General features: G+C 63.6%; 18 protein-coding genes and 1 tRNA gene. 5 read left to right on the plus strand and 14 right to left on the minus strand.

The genetic code is table 11. From position 1 onward, the window contains the following. The first annotated feature begins 17 nt into the window (after positions 1–17). Both BLT92_RS03400 and BLT92_RS03405 read left to right on the plus strand, forming a co-directional pair. Entirely contained in the window at positions 18–1427 is a 1410-nt protein-coding gene (locus BLT92_RS03400) for a TrkH family potassium uptake protein (RefSeq protein ID WP_231938994.1), read from the plus strand. Beyond that, positions 1420–2082 (plus strand): potassium channel family protein, encoded by a 663-nt coding sequence (locus BLT92_RS03405; RefSeq protein WP_092103199.1) that lies wholly within the window; start codon positions 1420–1422, stop codon positions 2080–2082. Before BLT92_RS03400 ends, BLT92_RS03405 begins: the two co-directional genes overlap by 8 nt. Before the next feature lie 357 nt (positions 2083–2439). Here BLT92_RS03405 and BLT92_RS03410 read toward each other — a convergent pair whose 3' ends face one another. From BLT92_RS03410 to BLT92_RS03425, 4 genes are all read right to left on the minus strand, one after another. Beyond that, positions 2440–3495 carry a hypothetical protein gene (locus tag BLT92_RS03410; protein WP_092103200.1) on the minus strand — a complete coding sequence of 352 codons (1056 nt, stop codon included), beginning with the start codon at positions 3493–3495 and terminating at the stop codon, positions 2440–2442. A 417-nt stretch (positions 3496–3912) separates the two neighbouring features. Continuing rightward, positions 3913–3986 (minus strand) — tRNA-Gly (locus tag BLT92_RS03415). Between the two features lie 241 nt (positions 3987–4227). Then, positions 4228–5874: a solute symporter family protein gene (locus BLT92_RS03420; protein ID WP_231938995.1), complete on the minus strand. Its 1647-nt coding sequence runs from the start codon at positions 5872–5874 to the stop codon at positions 4228–4230. Next, positions 5871–6212 carry a DUF485 domain-containing protein gene (locus BLT92_RS03425; RefSeq protein ID WP_092103201.1) on the minus strand — a complete coding sequence of 114 codons (342 nt, stop codon included), beginning with the start codon at positions 6210–6212 and terminating at the stop codon, positions 5871–5873. Before BLT92_RS03425 ends, BLT92_RS03420 begins: the two co-directional genes overlap by 4 nt. A gap of 111 nt (positions 6213–6323) precedes the next feature. On the opposite strand from BLT92_RS03425, the gene BLT92_RS03430 reads away from it, so the two are divergent. Further along, positions 6324–7205, plus strand: coding sequence for a LuxR C-terminal-related transcriptional regulator (locus tag BLT92_RS03430; protein WP_092103202.1), 882 nt, complete (start codon positions 6324–6326; stop codon positions 7203–7205). 28 nt (positions 7206–7233) lie between these two features. On the opposite strand, the gene proC is transcribed toward BLT92_RS03430, so the two are convergent. Then, positions 7234–8070 carry a pyrroline-5-carboxylate reductase gene (proC, locus tag BLT92_RS03435; protein ID WP_092103203.1) on the minus strand — a complete coding sequence of 279 codons (837 nt, stop codon included), beginning with the start codon at positions 8068–8070 and terminating at the stop codon, positions 7234–7236. 55 nt (positions 8071–8125) lie between these two features. Beyond that, positions 8126–9154 carry a sugar phosphate isomerase/epimerase family protein gene (locus tag BLT92_RS03440; protein ID WP_092103204.1) on the minus strand — a complete coding sequence of 343 codons (1029 nt, stop codon included), beginning with the start codon at positions 9152–9154 and terminating at the stop codon, positions 8126–8128. Between the two features lie 74 nt (positions 9155–9228). On the opposite strand from BLT92_RS03440, the gene BLT92_RS03445 reads away from it, so the two are divergent. Then, positions 9229–9792: a GNAT family N-acetyltransferase gene (locus tag BLT92_RS03445; RefSeq protein ID WP_092103205.1), complete on the plus strand. Its 564-nt coding sequence runs from the start codon at positions 9229–9231 to the stop codon at positions 9790–9792. A 19-nt stretch (positions 9793–9811) separates the two neighbouring features. On the opposite strand, the gene glpK is transcribed toward BLT92_RS03445, so the two are convergent. The 8 genes from glpK to BLT92_RS03485 all read right to left on the minus strand — a co-directional run bounded on the left by glpK (position 9812) and on the right by BLT92_RS03485 (position 19361). Further along, positions 9812–11344, minus strand: a complete 1533-nt coding sequence (gene glpK, locus BLT92_RS03450; protein ID WP_092103207.1) for a glycerol kinase GlpK — start codon at positions 11342–11344, stop codon at positions 9812–9814. Between the two features lie 61 nt (positions 11345–11405). After that, positions 11406–12128, minus strand: coding sequence for an MIP/aquaporin family protein (locus BLT92_RS03455; RefSeq protein ID WP_092103209.1), 723 nt, complete (start codon positions 12126–12128; stop codon positions 11406–11408). Positions 12129–12167: 39 nt separating this feature from the next. Then, positions 12168–13892 carry a glycerol-3-phosphate dehydrogenase/oxidase gene (locus BLT92_RS03460; RefSeq protein ID WP_092103211.1) on the minus strand — a complete coding sequence of 575 codons (1725 nt, stop codon included), beginning with the start codon at positions 13890–13892 and terminating at the stop codon, positions 12168–12170. 143 nt (positions 13893–14035) lie between these two features. Further along, a complete protein-coding gene (locus tag BLT92_RS03465; RefSeq protein ID WP_092103213.1) occupies positions 14036–15001 on the minus strand; it encodes a Ppx/GppA phosphatase family protein in 966 nt (321 codons plus the stop codon). 22 nt (positions 15002–15023) lie between these two features. Continuing rightward, on the minus strand, positions 15024–15815 hold the full coding sequence (locus tag BLT92_RS03470; RefSeq protein WP_092108731.1) for an enoyl-CoA hydratase/isomerase family protein: 792 nt from the start codon (positions 15813–15815) through the stop codon (positions 15024–15026). 26 nt (positions 15816–15841) lie between these two features. Continuing rightward, positions 15842–16963 carry a bifunctional 2-methylcitrate synthase/citrate synthase gene (locus BLT92_RS03475; RefSeq protein WP_092103215.1) on the minus strand — a complete coding sequence of 374 codons (1122 nt, stop codon included), beginning with the start codon at positions 16961–16963 and terminating at the stop codon, positions 15842–15844. Beyond that, complete coding sequence (gene prpB / locus BLT92_RS03480) at positions 16960–17865, minus strand: methylisocitrate lyase (protein WP_092103216.1); 906 nt, start codon at positions 17863–17865, stop codon at positions 16960–16962. The genes BLT92_RS03475 and prpB overlap by 4 nt, the downstream gene beginning before the upstream one ends. After that, complete coding sequence (locus tag BLT92_RS03485) at positions 17865–19361, minus strand: MmgE/PrpD family protein (RefSeq protein ID WP_092103218.1); 1497 nt, start codon at positions 19359–19361, stop codon at positions 17865–17867. Before BLT92_RS03485 ends, prpB begins: the two co-directional genes overlap by 1 nt. A 202-nt stretch (positions 19362–19563) precedes the next feature. Between BLT92_RS03485 and BLT92_RS03490 the strand changes: the two genes are divergently transcribed. Beyond that, entirely contained in the window at positions 19564–20103 is a 540-nt protein-coding gene (locus BLT92_RS03490) for a DUF4916 domain-containing protein (RefSeq protein ID WP_092103219.1), read from the plus strand. Positions 20104–20150 lie beyond the last annotated feature (47 nt).

Raw genomic sequence — 20150 nt, forward strand, 5'->3', positions numbered from 1 at the left:
GATCTACCATAGAACTTGTGTCAAAGAATTCCACGCCGCGCTTCGACCGGCTCCTGCGGCCTGGTCGGTGGGTCCGCGACTTCGTCGACGACCTCGCCGTCGCCTCGCCGGCACGTCTGGCGATCGGCTCCTTCGTCGCGGTTGTGGCGCTCTTCGCAATCCTCCTGATGCTGCCGGCCAGCGTGCGCGATCCTGGTTCGGTGCCCCAGACCGAGCACATTGCGAATGCTGTGTTCGTGGCCGTCTCGGCCGTCTGTGTGACGGGGCTGACGCCGGTTGTGACGGAGAGCTACTGGTCGGACTTCGGGATCTCGGTCATCACCGCCGGCATCCAGGTCGGCGGTCTGGGCATCCTCACCGTCGCCTCGGTGCTGGGAATGGCGGTCTCCCGGAGGCTGGGAGTCAGGCAGCGCCTCATCGCCCAGCAGGCCACCTCGGCGCTCAACCTGGGTCAGGTCGGCAGTCTGCTCAAGACCGTCGTGATCACCATCGTCACCGCCGAGGCGATTCTGGCGGTGCTGTTCTTCCCGCGGTTCCTCATCCGCGGTGAGAGCATCGGCGATGCCCTGTGGTATTCGGTGTTCTACTCCATCTCCGCGTTCAACAATGCGGGCTTCACGATCCACCCCGGCGGCGGAGCCTATTTCGCCTCCGATCCGTGGATCCTCTCCCTTCTGATGCTCGGTGTCTTCGTCGGGGCGCTGGGCTTCCCTGTCGTGCTCATGATCGCGATGCAGTGGAACCATCCGAAGCGGTGGGATCTGCACACGAAGCTGACCTTGACGACGACGACCGCGGTCCTGGCCATCGGCCTCCTGTTCCTCCTCATCTTCGAATCCGCCAATCCCGCCACCCTGGGCGACAAGAACGCGGGCCACACCTTCGTCGAGGTTCTGTTCATGGCGGTGATGCCGCGTTCGGGCGGATTCTCGACCATGGAAATCGCGGATATGAGCCAGTCCTCGCATCTGCTCATGGACCTCATGATGTTCATCGGCGGCGGATCGTCGTCGACGGCTGGCGGCATCAAGGTCACGACCGTCGCTGTGCTGGTCTTGGCCGCCTATACTGAGGCCCGAGGTCTGCAGAACGTGCACGTCTTCGGTCGGCGCCTGACCTCATCGACGATCAAGCTCTCCATCTCGGTTCTGCTCACGGGTGCGATCATCGTCTTCATCGGCACCCTGACGATGCTCCAGATCAGCGCAGAGCCACTCGACAAAGTGCTGTTCGAGGTGATCTCCGCATTCGGCACGGTCGGACTGAGCTCCGGGGTGTCGGCCACTGTCGATGAGGTGGGGCTGTACTGCCTGTCCGTGATCATGCTCATCGGCCGTCTCGGTACGATTACACTGGCGGCAGCCCTGTCCATGCAGGACTCGGTTCGCCTGTACCGCTATCCCGAAGAAAGGCCAGTCGTTGGCTAACGAACACACCTCAATCCTGGTCATCGGCCTCGGACGCTTCGGGTCATCGACCGCGGCCACGCTGGCGAAGCTCGGTCGAGAGGTCATGGCGATCGAGCACAGTGCCGAACTGGTCAAGGACTGGAGCGGAAAGCTCACCCACGTCGTCGAAGCCGATGCCACGAACATCGATGCGCTGCGGCAGGTGGGCGCCAGTGACTTCTCCACGGCCGTGGTCGGCATCGGGACCTCGATCGAGGACAGCGTGCTGACGACGGCCAACCTCGTCGATCTGGGCGTGGGCCAGGTGTGGGCGAAGGCCATCTCCCCCGCGCACGGCAAGATCCTCCACCGCATCGGCGCCCACCACGTGCTCTACCCCGAATCGGATGCCGGACGACGCGTGGCGCACCTGGTGAGCTCGCGGATGATGGAGTACATCGAATTCGACGAGGGCCACTTCGCGGTCGTGAAGATGCGGCCCCCGCGTGAGATCCAGGGCTTCACCCTCAGCGAGTCAGGGGTGCGCGACAAGTACGGCGTGACGATCGTGGGCATCAAGAGCCCCGGCCGTGACTTCACCTACGCCGAGCCCACGACCCGCGTGGGCAAGCAGGACCTTCTCATCGTCGCCGGCCACGTGGAGCTGCTGGGACGTTTCGCCGGCCGCCCGTAGGGGGGCCTGGGGCGCTGGGGAGCTTGCGGGGCTGGGGTGCTTGCGGGGCTGGGCCTGTGCGGCGCTGTGGTTCTGGGGCGCTTGCGGGGCTGTGGCTGCTTGCGGGGCCGTGGCTCTGGGTCTGTGCGCTGCGGGGCTGGGCCAGTGCGGCGCTGCGGCGCTGGGCCTGTGCGCAGTGTGCTGTGCGCGGGACCGTTGCGGTGCGGACACCAAACGCGCGCGGCACAGCAGGGCAGATAGGATCCGCTTGCCGAACGTGCTCAGGTAGGGCACACATGACGAACGAATACACGTTTGGCAAGCTGAAGCTCCGCAATTGGGCTTCGCAGCTTCGCAGGAGCGATTCACCACGTCTGCTCAGCGGCTCCGGGCGGCGCGCAGCCACGGTGCTTGACCGAACAGTTTGGTGGCCAGGGCTTCCAGATCGAGAGTTTCATCGAAGCTGAGTCGGATGATTCGATACCCCATCGCGATGAGCCGGTTGTACTGTGCCGATTCTTTTCGCATGAGTGAGAACCCGTGGTCGACGTACTTCGTGACACCATCAACAAGGATGATCGTCTTCGTCTCCCTGTGCATGAAATCAACTCGCGCGATGTGGCGACTGCCATCGAACACATCGACTTGCTGATCGAAACCCTCAATCTTCAGGAGCGCAAGGTTATAGCCGCATCTGCTTTCAGCGTAGCTCTCCGACAGCGGCCCGACGCCGACCAGGAGACGTTCCGCGCGCGTCTGGCCTTTCGAGAGCCTTCGGAGCGCCGGAACAAAACTCTCCTCCATCTTCGCCCGAGCCATCAACTCGGTGTTCTTCGGATAACCGAATCGCGCCGCATTGTCGGCGTTGATGTCCGAACCGAACACCGCCTTTCGCAGGACCCTCTCCAGCGCGGCAAATGCCTCCGGCTCCCCGAGCTGGCCGATGAGATCGAATGCCGTCCTGACGGGTGCGGTGAGTGCCAGTTTGCCGATGTGGACTGTGTCTTCTGCCGGTATCGACTTGGTCGTGCGGGAGAGATCATTGCTCTTCCACCTCAGGGAGGGGTTCGCCACATGGATCAGACCACGAGGCGGCCGGTACAGCGGCAGATCATGGATGTAGGCCGCCGAGACTCCGCACACCACATCGTCGTTCCGGTACAGCGGATATGACGCGACCCGCAGCTTCTCGATCGTGTCGAGGAGAGTGAAGCTCTTGCGTCCCGACGCGTCCGTCTGAGCACCAACCTGCTCTATCCACGCATCGTCACTGATGAGGTTCCCAATTCTGCTGTGACGTGGGTTCTGGCACCTGGCGACGATCGAGTACATCCCGTGTGTGAGCTTGAGCAGGCAACAGCCGACCGCACTTCTGATGGCCCGGCTGAGAACCCCTTGGGCATTCAGTTGTCGAGTTCGCACAATGTTGTACATGAGTCAATGCTCGAGCTCGGACCCGGCGCCATTCAAGAGACTCGCACATCCCTGTGGAAACCGGTACTTCGTCCACAGGCATGATGCACGCGAGTCCATATGTCATCCACGATGAAACGAACACGAGTCAGCTGCGGGCACTGCGAGGGCACAATGGGCACCGGGACAGCCAGAGACGCAGGACGAAGCGAAGAAATCACCACCGCCGGGCTGGCACAGTACCAATGACTGCCTGTCCTTCTCGCGTTGCGCGGTGCCGACTTCTGATGGCGGCCTGCACAACCGCTGGACATAAGTGCGCGGGTAGAGCACACATGACGAACGAATGCATGTTCGCCTAGCGGTTGTGCTCTTCGGCACAGGCAGGGCCTCAGAAAAGACTGGAACGCCTCAGTATGGACGACCGGAACGGGCCACTGGAGCGGGCGACGGGAATCGAACCCGCGTCATCGGCTTGGGAAGCCGAGGCTCTACCATTAAGCTACGCCCGCGTATCGCCGTCGGGATGCAGGCCCACCAGCACCGATGATCTGCTGCGACAGTGGGTCTCCCCTGACGACTCGTTCCCCAGTGTATATCCTCGGCTCGAGGTCGAGGCACGAAGTCGATACACGCTGGCTCCACCTTCCTGCATACGGCCTTCTGCGACAGCGCCTTTCGCCCGCGTTGCGGCAACGACTGAGGGGGCGGCCACAGCCGCCCCCTCAGAAGTTTCCGCGCTCGGTGTCCCGCTCAGTGCTCGTTTGCCTCCTCTGCACCGAAACCGGTGTGGGCGCGCACGTCCATCTCCGCTGCGAGCTCAGGGCTCTCCTCGGTCTTGTCGGTGACAGACGCGATCCAGCCGAGGAGGAAGCCGAGTGGAATCGAGATGATTCCGGGATTCGACAGTGGGAAGATCACGAAGTCAGCGCTCGAGATCATCGCGGTCTCCGAACCGGAGACGACCGGCGAGAACGCGATCAGGAGGATAGCCGATCCCAGACCGCCGTAGATCGACCACACCGCACCGCGCGTGGTGAAGCGCTTCCAGAACAGCGAGTAGATGATCGTCGGCAGGTTTGCACTGGCCGCGACGGCGAAGGCGAGTGCCACGAGGAACGCGATGTTCTGACCTTGCACTCCGATGCCGCCGATGATCGCCACAGCACCGATGACGATGACTGTGCGGCGGGCGATCTTGACCTCCGCGTCGGGGTCCTCGACCTTGCCCTTCTTGATCACGCTGGCGTAGATGTCGTGGGCGAACGATGCCGCCGCGGTGATCGCCAGGCCTGCGACAACCGCGAGGATCGTCGCAAAGGCCACGGCCGAGATGAAGCCCATGAGGATGGGCCCGCCGAGGTGGAGTGCCAGCAGCGGTGCCGCCGAATTCACTCCGCCCGGTGCGTTTTCAATCGCATCGGCACCCACGAGTGCTGCCGCACCGTATCCGAGGATGAGGGTGAACAGGTAGAACCCACCGATAAGCCAGATCGCCCAGACGACCGAACGACGAGCCTCCTTCGCTGAAGGCACCGTGTAGAAGCGCATCAGGACGTGGGGCAGACCGGCGGTGCCGAGCACCAGCGCAAGCGCCAAGGAGATGAAGTCGAGCGGATTCTCACCGTATTTCTGGCCCGGTTCGAGGATTGCCTCACCGACGCCCGAGTTGTTGACTGCTGAGGACAGCAGGGTCGAGAGGTTGAACCCGTTGAGTGCGAGGACCCAGATGGTCATGGCGAAGGCGCCGAGGATGAGCAGGACCGCCTTGACGATCTGCACCCAGGTCGTTCCCTTCATGCCGCCCACGAGCACGTAGATGATCATGAGCGCACCGACGACGGCGACGACCAGCGACTGGCCGACCTTGCCGTCGATGCCCATCAGCAGCGACACCAGGCCACCGGCTCCTGCCATCTGCGCCAGGAGGTAGAAGAAGCAGACCGCCAACGTCGACAGGGCTGCCGCCATCCGAACAGGGCGCTGTTTGAGGCGGAACGACAGCACGTCGGCCATCGTGAACTTGCCCGTGTTGCGCATCAGCTCTGCAACGATGAGCAGGGCGACGAGCCAGGCGACGAGGAAGCCGATCGAGTACAGGAAGCCGTCGTAGCCGTTGACTGCAATGGCTCCGCAGATGCCCAGGAACGAGGCCGCGGACAGGTAGTCGCCCGAGATCGCGAAGCCGTTCTGGGGGCCGGTGAAGGATCTGCCGCCCGCGTAGTAGTCGGAGGCAGACTTGTTGTTCTTGCTGGCCCGCAGGACGATGAACATCGTCACCGCGACGAAGGCGGCGAAGATCGTGATGTTGAGAATCGGATTGTTCTCGACCTCGGTCACTCCCTGGGACACTGTGTCGAGGCCGGAGGCGAAAATGTCTCCTATGGCAATTGCGCTCATGGGGTGTTTCCTTCCGACTGCTGCTGGAGGCGGTCACGGATCGCGGATGCCTGCGGATCGAGTTTCTTGTTCGCGAACGAGACATAGAACATCGTGATTGCGAAGGTCGTCACGAACTGCAGGAGGCCGAGGATCAAACCGAGGTTGATCTCGCCGACGACCTTTGTGGACATGAAGTCGTGCGCATAGGTACTCAGGATGACGTAGAGGAAGTACCACGCCATGAATCCGATCGACAGTGGTATCACCACCGAGAACCGTTTGCGCTTGAGCGCTTTGAATTCGGGATTCTCCTCTTCGACGAGGAAATCGACCCGCGTAGTGTCAGGTTCGGTCATAGCTTCTCCATTCGAAACGTGCGTCGAGCATCAGTGGTCTGAATCACACGACTTTAAACTAACGGCCAGCTAGCACTGGGGAATACCACCGAAAGTTGGTAGCTTGTTCACATGAACGTCAAAGCCAAAGAATCTCGGGCGCTGAAGGCCGAGACGCGTCGACTCTTCGTCGAAGCCATCGACTCACTGCATCGGAACGGGACCGGTGACGTCATCTTCGGCGGCATGGTTGAGGACGACAAGGTCTCAGTCGAAGCAGTCGCCGGAGGCGGTCAGGACCGTCTGACCTCTCTCATCGTCAGCACCGGGCGCGGGCTCGGCGGACGTGCACTCACCGAAGGCACCCCACAGCTGACCAAAGACTACGGAATCGATCCCTACATCACCCATCACTACGACGAGGAGATCCTCGGTGAGGGGATCCAGGTGCTCATCGCAGTGCCGACCCTGCGCGGTGGTGAGGTCACGGGCATGATGTACTGCGGTCACCGCAAGAACTACAATGCGGCGGCGCCGCAGACAGGCGACCTGGTCAAACGGGTCAGGCAGCTGTCGGTGGATCTGGGACGGCTGAGACAGCCTCGACCGCCCGAGGAGCCCGTCGAGACCGAGCGCCTGTACTCCGATCTCGAATCCTCGAGCCGGGAAGCCCTGCGCCGCACCTATGCGGAACTGCGCTCGATCCGCTCAGGCGTCGATGAGAACGAAATGCGGCAGCGACTGACCGACGTCGAGAATCGTCTGGCAGACATCCTCTCCGGGCACAATTCGGATCTGTTTCCGAATCCGACGCCCACCGTCAGCCTCTCCCCCAGGGAGACGGACATTCTCTCGCACGTGGCGCTGGGATGGTCGAATGCCCGGATCGCCGAGGCACTGGGGCTGCGGGAGTCGACGGTGAAGTCCTACCTGAACACGGTCATGGTCAAACTCTCGGCCGGCACCAGGCATGAAGCCGTGTCCATCGCGAGGTCGGCAGGGGCACTGCCCTGACCCATGGCGGCCGAGCTGACCCTGCCTCTCAGCCGTTGATGACCTCGGAGTTCTCCTTCTCCATCTCGAGGGAGCGGTCGCCCGCGGCCTGCGCAGCCGCCTCGGCGATGTCGAAGATTCCCGCATCGATGAAGGTATTCAGCCCTGCGAGTGTCGTCCCGCCCTTGCTGCTGACGGCCTGTCGCTGGGCGCTCGGGTCCGGCTTCTCGATCAGGAGCCGTCCGGCTCCGTCCGCGGTGGCCACGACCATCTGTTTGGCGGTCTCCTCGCTCAGCCCCATCTTCACACCGGCCGCGATCATCGACTCCGCCAGAAGGAAGAAATAGGCCACACCCGAGCCGGAGATCCCGGTCATGGCGGGAATCTCGGTCTCGTCGAGTTCCACGACGAGCCCGGCCCCGGACAGCATGGTCCGCAGGGTCTCCGTGGTCGTCTCGGCCACCTCGGCGGAGGGAGCCAGCGCAATGACGCCGTGCCCGATGGAACTGGGCGTGTTGGGCATGATGCGCACGATCGGGCTCTCGGGAGCCAGAACGGCCAGATCGGCCATGGCGACGCCGGCGGCCATCGACACGAGCACTGTGTCGGCGCTCAGGCTCGGGGCCAGGTCCCGCACCGTCTCGGCCATCATCCACGGTTTGACCCCGAGGAAGACGAAGTCAGCGCCCGCGGCGGCCTTCCGGTTGGCCTCGGCATCGTCCTCCGCCGAGGTGACGGTGGCGCTCGGGAGCTCCGCTGCGAGTCGCCTCGCCGAGGCGGCCGAGTTCGTTGTCGCGCGGACGTCGAGCTTCTCGTCGGCGCTGAGGATTCCCTTGATCAGTGCCGTGCCCATGTTTCCGGTGCCGATGGAGGCGATGGAGGTCAAATCAGACCTGCCCTTCTGTGGTTGTTCGATGATCGTTGACTGGTTCGCGGTGCGTTCAGGAGTTCGACTGTCCGTCGTTGGCGCGCATCTCGCTCGTGCGCGTCTGGCCCGTGCGCATCTGGCTCGTGCGCACATGGCTCGAGGCATTGCGGTGGCGGACCTCGGACTCGAGACCGAGGTGGGTACGGGCGAAGGCAATGGAATCGGCGAGCATCTGCTCTCTGGTGGCCTGCTTCGTGACGAAGCGCGTGTTAACCTCGACGACGACGTCGCCGGCCCAATCGTGTTTGGCGAGGTATTGCATGGTCTCGGCCACGGGCATGGTGCCGGCACCGGGGATCAGGTGCTCGTCCTTGAGAGATCCGGAACCGTCGGTGAGGTGGACGTGGCGCAGTTTGTCGAAGATCTCCGACACGGTTTCGACGGCGTTCATTCCGGCCGTCGAGGCGTGGGAGAAGTCGAAGGTCAGGGCATCGTAGTCCTCGTCGAGCGGGTTCCAGTCGGGGTAGTAGACGAGGATCTCGCGCACGCCGGCCCGCCAGGGGTACATGTTCTCCACGGCGAGGGTGACTCCGGTCTCCTGTGACACCTGGCGCACACCGTCGACGAAGCCCAGAGCATATTCGCCCTGCCACCGAAACGGCGGGTGCAGAACCACGGTCTTGGCTCCGACGGCCTTCGCGAGGTTCGCGGTGATGCGCAGCTTCTCCCAGTGGTCCTTGTGCAGAACGCGCGGCAGGAAGAGCAGGGTCGGGGCATGCAGTGACATGACCTCGAGGCCGGTCTTCGCAGCCAGGCCGTTGATGAGGTCGACATCTCGTGTCTCGGCATTGTGAGTGACCATGATCTCGACACCGTCGTAGCCGTGCTTGGCCGCTTGGGAGAATGTCTCGGCCACGGTCATCGGCGACACCGAGGAGCTGGAGAGGCCGATCCGGATCCTGTGCTCCGAACTGTGCTGAATCTCGTGGTCGTAGACCTCATGGCTGTCGAAGTACTCACGGTGCCGTCGCGAATTGGACCGCGCGGAATTCTTGGCGGTGTACACCTTGCGCGTTGACTTCGACCGTTTCGCCCTGCTCATCTCACCCAGTTTAGTCCTCGAAGATTCCATATTCCCTCAGAAAGCATAAGCCCTGAAGACGCTAAGCTCGACGAATGGTTGATTATCGAGTTCGCCGGGCCCGCGTCGATGATTCCGCGCAGATCGCCGAAATCCACATCGCAGCGTGGACGGCCGCCTACCGCGGCATCATGGCGGATACGGTCCTCGACTCCCTCGACATCGACCGGCAGAGGGCAGAGTGGTCGCGCAACCTCAGCGCGGAAGAGAATCCGATGTCGACGCTGGTCGCGGTGCAGACCGACGGCAGTCCCTCCGCCGATGACCGAGTTCTCGGCTTCGGCGGGGTGTGCCCTCCCAGGGACACCGCCGAGGTGCTCGACCGGCTCCCCGAGGCCACTGGACTGGGGCAGCTGGCGTCGATCAATCTCCATCCCGAGGCCTTCGGCACCGGTGCCGGCGCGCTGCTCCTCCACGCCTTGGAGGGCGAGCTGCGGGCGCTGGGGTACGGCCGCGCCTATCTCATGGTCGCCGAAGGCAATGGGCGCGCGATGCGCTTCTATGCCAAACACCGCTGGCACCGCACGGAGATCACCCACGTCTTCGATGGGGTGTCCCCGGCGGTGCCAGAGCGCATGTTCACGATCGACCTCGGCTGAGGCCCACCTCGGCGAGGGATCAGCCTTGAAGCTCTTCGACGTCCTCGTCGACCCACTTCTTCGACTTCTCGACGGCCTTGTTCCACAGACGGTAGACGCGGGCGACCGTGTCCTCGTCCATGGACGGCTCCCAGCGTTTGCCCTCGCGCCAATTGGCCTTGACATCGTCCTCGCCGTTCCAGAACTTCACGGCGATGCCAGCCGCGTATGCCGCGCCCAGGGCCGTGGTCTCGACGACCTCGGGACGGATGACGGGCACGCCGAGGAGGTCGGCCTGGAACTGCATGAGGGTCTCGTTGGCAACCATGCCGCCGTCGACCTTGAGCTCGGTGAGCGCAACACCCGAATCGAGATCCATTGCGTCGAGGACCTCACGGGACTGGAACGCCACCGATTCGAGAGCCGCACGAGCGATGTGGTTCTTGTTGACGTAGCGGGTCAGGCCCACCATCACACCACGCGCGTCGGATTCCCAATGCGGGGCGAAGAGTCCCGAGAAGGCCGGCACGATGTAGCAGCCGCCGTTGTCGTCGACCTGCTTCGCCAAGGTCTCGACCTCGGGGGCACTCGAGATGATTCCGAGATTGTCGCGCAGCCACTGCACGAGCGACCCCGTCACGGCGATGGATCCCTCGAGGGCGTAGACCGCCTCGGCGTCGCCGATCTTGTAGGCCACGGTTGTGAGCAGACCGTTTTTGCTGGCCACAGGCTCGGTACCGGTGTTGATGAGCATGAAGTTGCCGGTGCCGTAGGTGTTCTTGGCCTGCCCCTTCTCGAAGCATGCCTGGCCGAAGGTCGCCGCCTGCTGATCACCAAGGATGCCGCAGATCGGGGTGTCGATGATGAGACCGTTCTTGGCGCCGTAGCCGTAGACCTCCGAACAGGACTTGATCTCCGGCAGCATCGACACGGGGATGCCCATGTCGCCGGCGATCTCCTCGTTCCAGTCGAGGCTCTTGACGTTCATGAGCATCGTGCGCGAAGCATTCGTCACGTCGGTGACGTGGATTCCGCCGTTGACGCCGCCGGTGAGGTTCCAGATCACCCAGGTGTCCATGGTGCCGAAGAGCAGTTCCCCGGCCTCGGCGGACTCCCTGACTCCATCGACGTTGTCGAAGACCCACTTGGCCTTCGGCCCGGCGAAGTAGGTGGCCAGAGGAAGGCCGACCCGTTCCTTGTACTTGTCTGGTCCCTCGTCTCCGGCGAGCTCATCGCAGATCTTCTGGGTCCTGGTGTCCTGCCAGACGATCGCGTTGTAGACGGGCTTTCCGGTGTTCTTGTTCCAGATGACAGTGGTCTCACGCTGATTCGTGATCCCCACGCCTTCGAGCTGGTGGCGGTTGATGTCGGCACGGGCCAGGGCCTGACCGATCGCCTCGTTCGTATTCCTGACGATCTCCATCGGGTCGTGTTCGACCCAGCCGGCGCGGGGGAAGATCTGTTCGTGCTCGAGCTGGCCCGAGGACACGATCTGACCGTCGTGGTCGAAGACGATGGCCCTCGACGAGGTGGTGCCCTGGTCGATGGCGAGGATGTACTTTTCCTGACTCATTCTGACTCCTGTGTCTCGATGTGTGTCGATGGTGCTGGTGGCTCAGAGATCGGCGTGTGGCTCAAACGAAGGCCTGCGAGGCCACGCCGGCGATGACGCCGCCGACGATGGGGCCGGCGACCGGCACCCACGAATACGCCCAGTCGGAACTGCCCTTGTTCTGGATCGGCAGCAGGGCGTGGACGATGCGGGGCCCGAGGTCACGTGCGGGGTTGATCGCGTAGCCGGTGGGCCCACCCAGTGAGGCGCCGATGGCGACGACGAGGAGGCCGACGGCCAGTGGTCCCAATTCGTGCGGGGTCTCTCCGAAGAGCAGGATGACGAAGACGAGGACGAAGGTGGCGATGACCTCGGTGACGAAGTTCCAGCCGTAGCTGCGGACCTCGGGACCGGTGGAGAAGGTGCCGAGGATGTTGCCGGCCTCTTTCTCCTCGTCGTAGTGCTTCTTGTACACGGCCCAGGCGAGGAAGGCACCGATCATGGCACCGATCATCTCCGCCGCGAGGTAGGCGATGGTGTTGCCGAAGTTCACGGCGATGCCGGGAGCGTACTCTTCGGCCCCGCTGGCGAGGATGCCGAAGGTCACCGCCGGGTTGATGTGCGCACCGGTCTTGAAGGCGACGAAGACACCGGCGAAGACGGCCAGGCCCCAGCCGAACGAGATGAGGAGCCATCCTCCCCCATTGCCCTTCGTCTTGCCCAGAACGACATTGGCGACGACGCCGACGCCGAGCAGTATGAGCATCGCCGTGCCGGCGATCTCGTAGAGGAATATGGTACCCATATCTCACAAACTCCTATTGTTTGTTTTTCCTGTGTGCGGTTACTGCGGTTTGAGGGACTCCTCCACCAGCGCCGCGGCTGAGGCATCGTCGTGGGTGGTTTCCGCGGTGATCTGCGCATCGACGTGGGCGTTGAAGCCCGCGATTTCACTCGCCTCTCGGTCCGCGTCCCACCCGAGGATCGGAGCGACGATGGCGGCGACCGCCTCGGCGGCAGCCTTGCCGCGGTCCCTGACCTCGTAGTTCAGCCGCATCCGGCGCTCCAGAATATCGCCGAGGTGGACGGCCCCTTCCGAGGTCGCCGCGTAGTGGGCTTCGGCGCGGAGGTAGCGCTGCGCACCCGGCAGCGGCCGGCCGAGTTCGGGGTCCTCGTCAACGAGGTCGAAGATGTCCTCGACCAGGGTGCCGTAGCGGCGGATGAGTCGCTGCACACGGTCTTCGTCCCAGCCGTACTTCTCGGCGATGCCGGACTGTCCGCGTCTCACGGCACCGACTCCCTGGGCGCCGAGCAGCGGAATCGATTCGGTCAGTGAGCGCCGGTCCTTCGCATCGTCGCCGAGGACGAAGTCGACGGCGTCTTCGGCCATCACGCGATAGGTCGTGAACTTGCCGCCGGCGATCGCAGCCAGCGCGGGTTCGACCTCCATCACCGTGTGTTCGCGCGAGACCTTCGTCGAGGCCTGACCCTCCTTGACCACGGGCTGCAGCAGCGGGCGGAGGCCGGAGTAGACGCCGATGACGTCGTTGCGGGTGAGCTTCTCGGTCAGGATCGCGTTCGCGTGCTTGAGCAGGTATTCGATGTCGTCGGAGTTGGCCACCGGTGAGTCGACGTCCTGGTCCCACGGTGTGTCCGTGGTGCCGATGACCCAGTAGCCCTCCCACGGGATCACGAAGAGCACGGACTTCTCCGTCTTCGAGATGATGCCGGTGTTCGGGTCCGCCTTGATCTTGTCCTGGTCGACGGTGATGTGCACGCCCTTCGAGGCGAGCACTTTCAGACCGGCGTCGGCCTGGGCCAGGTCCTGCTGTTCCTCGGTCCAGACTCCCCCGGCCAGGATCGTGCGGCGAGCGTGGATATCGAACTCGCGGCCGGTCATCTCATCCCGGGCGCGGACGCCGGAGACCCTGTCGCCGTCGTGGAGGTAGTCGATGACGGACACGTGGTTGGCCGCCGCGGCACCGTAGCCTGCGGCCGAGCGGATGAGCGTCATCACGAAGCGGGCGTCATCGACCTTCGCATCGTAGTATTCGAGGGCACCGACGGCGGCCTCGTCGGCAAGACCGGGGAAATGCGATGACAATGCCTTCTTGCCCAGGTGCCGGTGCATCGGCACGGCACGTTTGCGCCCCGGACGGGTGGCCATTGTGTCGTAGAGCAGAACGCCCGAGCCGATGAAGGCACGATCGATGAGACGGTGTTCGAAGGGGAAGACGAAGGCGACGGGCTCGACCAGATGGGGAGCCGTGTGCTGGAGGAGGAGATCGCGTTCCTTCAGCGCCTCGGCCACGAGCTTGAAGTCGAGCATCTCGAGGTAGCGCAGTCCGCCGTGCATGAGCTTCGAGGACCGCGAGGAGGTGCCCGAGGCCCAGTCCTTGGCGTCGACGACCCCGACCTTCAGTCCGCGGGTGGCCGCATCGAACGCGGAGCCGGCTCCCGTGACGCCGCCGCCCACGACGAAGACGTCCAGGGGGTTGTCGGGGGATGTGTTCTCAAGGGTGTGCAGTGCTTCATCGCGGAACGATGGGGACAACTCGCCATTTCGCATTGACAGTTCTTTTCCTTCTCGGAGCGTGTGCGTTCCCACCATTATTGCGCCCGGGTTTCAACATGTGGTCCGTGCACGGCAGTTAGGAAAAATCTAACAGGCAATGCGCAGAAGGGAAACACAACGCTCAATTGCGAAAGGGCTCAGACCAGCTCCACCCGCATCGCCGAGGAGGTCTCCGCGGAATCGAGCAGGTCGAGTTTGCGCATGATGATGCCTTCGCGCAGTGCCCATGGTGAGATATTCATGACATTGACATCGAAGATCGCGAAGGCGGCGTCGGCGACGATGGCGCCGGCCAGGACCTGACCGGCCCGCGCCTGGGAGACGCCCGGCAGCGTCGCACGCTCTTCCGGGGTCCGTGAGGACAGGGTCTCGATGATTCCTGAGAGGTCGCGGCGGAAGAGTTTGCGTGGGGCGTAGATGCCGTCCCCGCTCGGTGCCGCACCCGCGATCCGGGCCAGCGACCGGAATGTCTTCGACGATCCCACGACTTGATCGGCGGAGCCCACTCGGTTGATCTTGCCGGCGATGCGCCCGATTTGGGACCGGGCGTATTTCTGCAGACTGTGAATGTCCTCGGCGCTGGGCAGAGGGTCGGGGAGGAATTCGGAATAGGTGCGACCGGCGCCCAGCGGCACGGACACTGCGGCTTCCGGATATTCGTCCTGTCCGGCGGCGATCTCAAGGGAACCTCCGCCGATGTCAAGCAGCAGGATCTTCCCGGCCGACCAGCCGAACCAGCGTCTCACTGCGAGGAACGTGACTCGGGCCTCGTCCTTGCCCGACATCACGTTGAGGGTGACACCGAGCTGTGAGTTGATCGCTTCGATGAGTTCGGCACCGTTCGGTGCGTCCCTGACCGCCGAGGTGGCGAACGCCAGGATCTGTTCCGACCCCTGGTCCTCGGCGATCTCCACCGCCTCGGCGATGAAGCTGTGCAGCCGTTCCTGTCCGGCGGTGTCGATCATTCCATCGTCACCGAGGTACTCAGCGAGGCGCAGGATCTCTTTGTGGGAGGTGGCGGGCAAGGGAGGGGCTCCGACATGGGCGTCGACCACGAGGAGGTGGACGCTGTTGGACCCGATATCGAGGACTGCTAGGCGCATTCGATCAGTTTAACCACAGAATTCATTCCTCGACCCAGTCCGTGCCCCGGAAGCCGAACTCAGGCGGGCGCTTCGCGAAGAACGCCTCCTGTCCGCGGGCGATCTCGTCCCGATAGGCCTCGTCGAGCCACTGTGGTGGGGCGGCTTCGTCACTCAGCTCGCCGTTAAGAACCGCCTTCGACCCGATCTGGGACAGACGTGAGAGACCGACGATCTTCTCCCCCATCGTCTGCGCCGACTCCAGAGGAGTCTCGGAGACCTCATGGAAGAAGCCGAGCTCGCGCATCTGGTCGAACTTCACGATCGAGGCCGTGACCAGCAGGTACCTGGCCCACGAGTCACCAAGGACAGTGGCCAGACGGCGGGTCGGTCCCGGCGGGTAGACGAGACCGAGCTTCGCTGCGGTGACGCCGAAGATCGAACCGGGGGCGGCGATGCGGATGTCGCAGGCAGCGGCGATCTCGGTGCCCCCGCCCACGCAGTTGCCGGTGATGGCCGCGATGGTCGTCGTTCGGGCATCGGCCACGGCAGCCTCGGCGGTGGAATTGAGCTCCCAGAAGTCGTCCAGTGCGACGTTGAGGTCGGCGATGTCGGAGCCGGCGGAGAAGTGCCCGGCCGCACCGGTGATCACCAGCGCTCCGATCGAGTCATCGGCGTCGACACCGGCGATGATGTCGGGCAGCGCCCGCCACATCGGGCGGGAGATGGCGTTGCGTTTTTCAGGCCGATCAATGACGAGGGTTCCGACTCCACCTGTGACGGTGAAGTCGAAACCCTCGAGATCGACCGGACGGTAGATTCCGTCAGCGGTCATGTGCATAGCCTTTCAGCTGCGGCGCTTCAGCCCCGGTCCTCGGGAACTTCGCGCTGCTCGTGACCGTCGTAGGCACTCAGCGGACGGATCAGGGCATTATCGGCCTGCTGCTCCATGATGTGAGCGGTCCAGCCCGTGATGCGGGCCATGACGAAGATCGGGGTGAACTGATCGGTGTCGAAGCCCATGAGGTGGTACGCCGGACCCGAGGGATAGTCGAGATTCGGGTAGATGCCCTTGCGTGAGACGAAGTCCTCTTCGAAGGCGTTGTAGAGATCGAGAAGATCGGTTGCGCCCTTGGCCGCGACCATATTCTCGAAGGCCTTGCGCATGGTCGGCACACGCGAGTCGCCGTTCTTGTAGACGCGGTGACCGAAGCCCATGATCTTGGCCTTGTTGGCCAGAGCGTCATCGATCCAAGCCGAAGCCTTGTCGGCGCTGCCGACTTCTTCGAGCATCGCCATGACGGCCTCGTTGGCGCCGCCGTGCAGAGGACCCTTGAGAGCCCCGATGCCACCGGCGACCGCCGAGTACAGGTCGGACGTCGTGGAGGTGATGACACGGCTGGTGAACGTCGAAGCGTTGAACGAGTGCTCCGCATAGAGGATCATCGAGATGTCGAAGCAGCGCACGACCTCCTCGGTGGGAACCTCGTCGAAGACCATCTTGAAGAAGTTCGCGGCGTAGCCGAGGTCCTTCGTCGGTGCGATCGGATCGAGTCCGTGGCGGCGACGGTGGTCGATGGCCACGATCGTCGGCAGCTGTGCGTAGAGACGCTCGGCCTTCGCGAGGTTGGCTTCGACGCCTTCCACATCAGCATCGGGGTCGACAGCGCCGAGGTAGGCCACCGCGGTCTGCACCACGTGCATCGGGTGGCAGTCCTTGGGCAGGTCGAGGATGAGCTGGACGAGCTTGTCGTCGATGGTCCGCTGAGCACGCTCGCGGGCCGTGAACTCCTCGAGCTGAGCCGCGGTCGGCAGTTCGCCGTTCCAGATCAGGTAGGAGACTTCCTCGGAGCTGCACTTGGCGGCGAGTTCCTGCACGGGGTAACCGCGGTAGGTGAGCGAGTTCGTTTCCTGGACTACTTTCGAAACGGCCGTGGTATCGACGACGACGCCGGCGAGGCCCTTCTTGATTTCTTCGGTCACTGGTGACCCTCCTGTGAAAAGTTGAATACGGCAGCGTCAAAATCGTTGTACGCAGCGTAGTCGATCGTGTCGTAGAGGTCCGCACGGTTCTGCATGCCCTCGAGCAGGTCCACCTGGGTGCCCTGATCGCGAATGGTCTGCAGGCCCGATTTGATCGCACCCATGGCGAGTCGCAGAGTTGTGACCGGGTAGATCACGACTTTGACTCCGACGTTCGCCAACTGCTCGGTGGTGAACAGTTCGCTCTTTCCGAATTCTGTCATGTTCGCCAGAATCGGCACATCCACGCTGCTGGCGAACTTCTCGAACTCGCTCAGGTCACGCATGGCTTCGGGGAAGATCAGGTCCGCGCCGGCGTCGACGTAGGCCTTGGCACGGTCGATCGCCGCGTCGAGGCCCTCGCCTGCGCGAGAGTCGGTGCGGGCGCTGATGACGAAGTTCTCGTCCCGGCGGCCCTTGACGGCGGCTTTGATGCGCTTGCTCATCTCGGCAGCGGTGACAACCTCTTTGCCGTCGAGGTGGCCGCAGCGTTTCGGATTCACCTGGTCCTCGAGGTGCATGCCCGAGATTCCGGCGTCTTCGAATACCTGGATGGTGCGGGCCACGTTCATAGCCTCGCCCCAGCCGGTGTCGGCATCGATGAAGGTCGGCAGGTTCGTCACCCCGGCAATGTTGCGCCCGTGGTCGGCCACCTCGGTGAGCGTGGTCAGTCCGATATCGGGCAGGCCCATGGCTGCGGAGAACGCACCGCCGGAGATGTAGACGCCTTCGAAGCCGGTCTGCTCGATGATCTGAGCATTGATCGGGTTGATGGCGCCGGGGAACTGGACGATCTGGTCACCGGCGAGGAGCTCGCGGAACTTCGCGCGGCGCTCGGCCGGCGTTGCTGTTGCCCCCAACATCAGAAGATTCCCTTCGAACCGGTGTGCTCGAGTCCGTCGACGGTGAAGCTGAGCTCGGCCACACCCTTGGCATCGAGGTTCTCGAGGTTCTCGGCCAGGTCGATGAAGCGAGTCTGCTCGGCACCGGTCAGGATGCCCTCGGACAGGGTCTTGAACTTCTCGATGTAGTTCGCGCGGGCGAAGGGACGGGCACCGAAGGGGTGCGCGTCGGCCACGGCGATGTCATCGACCAGGGTCGAGCCGTCCTCGAATTCGATCTCCACGCGGCCGCCGAAGGCCTTCTCGTTGGGGTCAGTCGAGTGGTAGCGGCGAGTCCATTCCTTGTCCTCGGTGGTCTCGATCTTGTGCCACAGCTTGACGGTGTCGGGGCGTCCGGCGCGCTCAGGAGCGTATGAGTGCTCGTGGTGCCAACCCTGATCCTCCATGGCCACGGCGAAGATGTACATGATCGAGTGGTCGAGGGTCTCGCGGCTGGCCTTGGGATCCATCTTCTGCGGATCGTTGGCGCCGGTGCCGATGACGTTGTGCGTGTGGTGCGAGGTGTGGATGACGACGCGCTTGATCTTCGACAGATCCTCGATCTGGCCACCGAGCTTGCGAGCGAGGTCGATGAGGGCCTGCGCCTGGTATTCGGCGGAGTGCTCCTTGGTGTAGGTGTCGAGGATTGCGCGCTTGGCCTCGCCCGCACCGGGCAGAGGAATGGTGTAGCGGGCCTCGGGACCCGACAGGATCCAGGCGATGAAGCCGTCTTCGCCTTCGTAGATGGGGTTGGGTGCGCCTTCGCCGCGCATGGCACGGTCGACAGATTCGACGGCCATCTTGCCGGCGAATGCGGGGGCGTGTGCCTTCCACGAGGAGATCTCGCCCTTGCGGGACTGACGGGTCGCGGTGGTCACGTGCAGGGCCTGCTGGATCGCCTGGAAGGTGACCTCGGTGTCGAGGCCGAGCATGGCGCCGATGCCGGCTGCCGCGGAGGGGCCGAGGTGGGCGACGTGGTCGATCTTGTGTTCGTGCAGGCACATTCCCTTGACCAGGTCGACCTGGATCTCGTAGCCGGTGGCGATGCCGTTGATGAGGTCTTTGCCGCTGATGCCCTTGTGCTGGGCAACCGCGAGGACCGGTGGGATGTTGTCGCCGGGGTGTGAGTATTCGGCGGCGAGGAAGGTGTCATGGAAGTCGAGTTCACGAACGGCGACCCCGTTGGCCCAGGCTGCCCATTCCGGGGAGAAGCGCTCCCCCAGGGGCAGGCCGAAGACGGTGGCTCCGGGTGTGTACGGGTGGGTCTGTGCCTGCTCGCGAGCGTGCAGCGGGGCCGAGCGGCGCACCGAGGCGGCGGCCACCGAGGCGTTGTCGATGACGCGGTTGATCACCATTTCGGTGACGTCCGAGTCCACCGGTGTCGTATCGGATGCGACCTCGGCGATCTTCCAGGCGAGTTGGTCTTCGCGAGCCAGGTTCTCTGAGCTCTTATGCGTGCGGACTTCATGATCGATCATGGTTAACCCCTTCAAACGTCCTTGACCGTTCAGGTCTTCCAGCGACTGACACAACTGTAGGTTACGTCACGTCTCTGTCACGGTCTGGCCAGAATTTTATCTCGACATCAAGATACTTTACCCGACCGCATGGAGTCACCACCACCCGGCCCCCTCCGGTGGACCCTTCGAGCCCGCCAGTGAACTGTGCCACAATTGAGGAATGACGCGCACTGCTCTGGACTTCGACGAAAACTGGTTTGATGATGCCGAGTTCGCTCAGCTGCGACGACGCCTGCCCATCCCCTATGTCAACGCGATCCCCGTGCGTGTGGGCGAAACAGGAAACGTCGAGCGAATCGGACTGCTGCTGCGCAGTCTTGATGACGGATCCCTAGGACGAGAGGTCGTCGGCGGACGCATCCGCTTCCATGAGAGCATCCGCACTGCACTGATGCGCCACGCGGAGAATGACCTCGGCCCCATGGCCCTGCCGGTCATCCCGCCCGCGATCTCACCATTCCACATCGCGGAGTACTTCCCCACCGAGGGGTCATCTCTTCTCCACGACCCGCGACAGCATGCGATCTCGATGTGCTTCATCCTCGAAGTCCGCGGGGAATGCACTCCCCGCGCAGATGCGCTGAGCCTCGACTGGCTGACTCCGGAAGAGACTCTGCGCCCCGATATCGTCGGCGAGATGTGCCACGGGCAGGAGCACATCCTCCACTACGCCCTGGCCCATATGGGCTTCGCGATCTGAAACCGGCTCCGTGCCTCAGGGACCGACTTCGCGCCTCGTGACCGAAT

The sequence above is a fragment of the Brevibacterium picturae genome, from assembly GCF_900105045.1.
Taxonomy (GTDB): Bacteria; Actinomycetota; Actinomycetes; order Actinomycetales; family Brevibacteriaceae; genus Brevibacterium; species Brevibacterium picturae.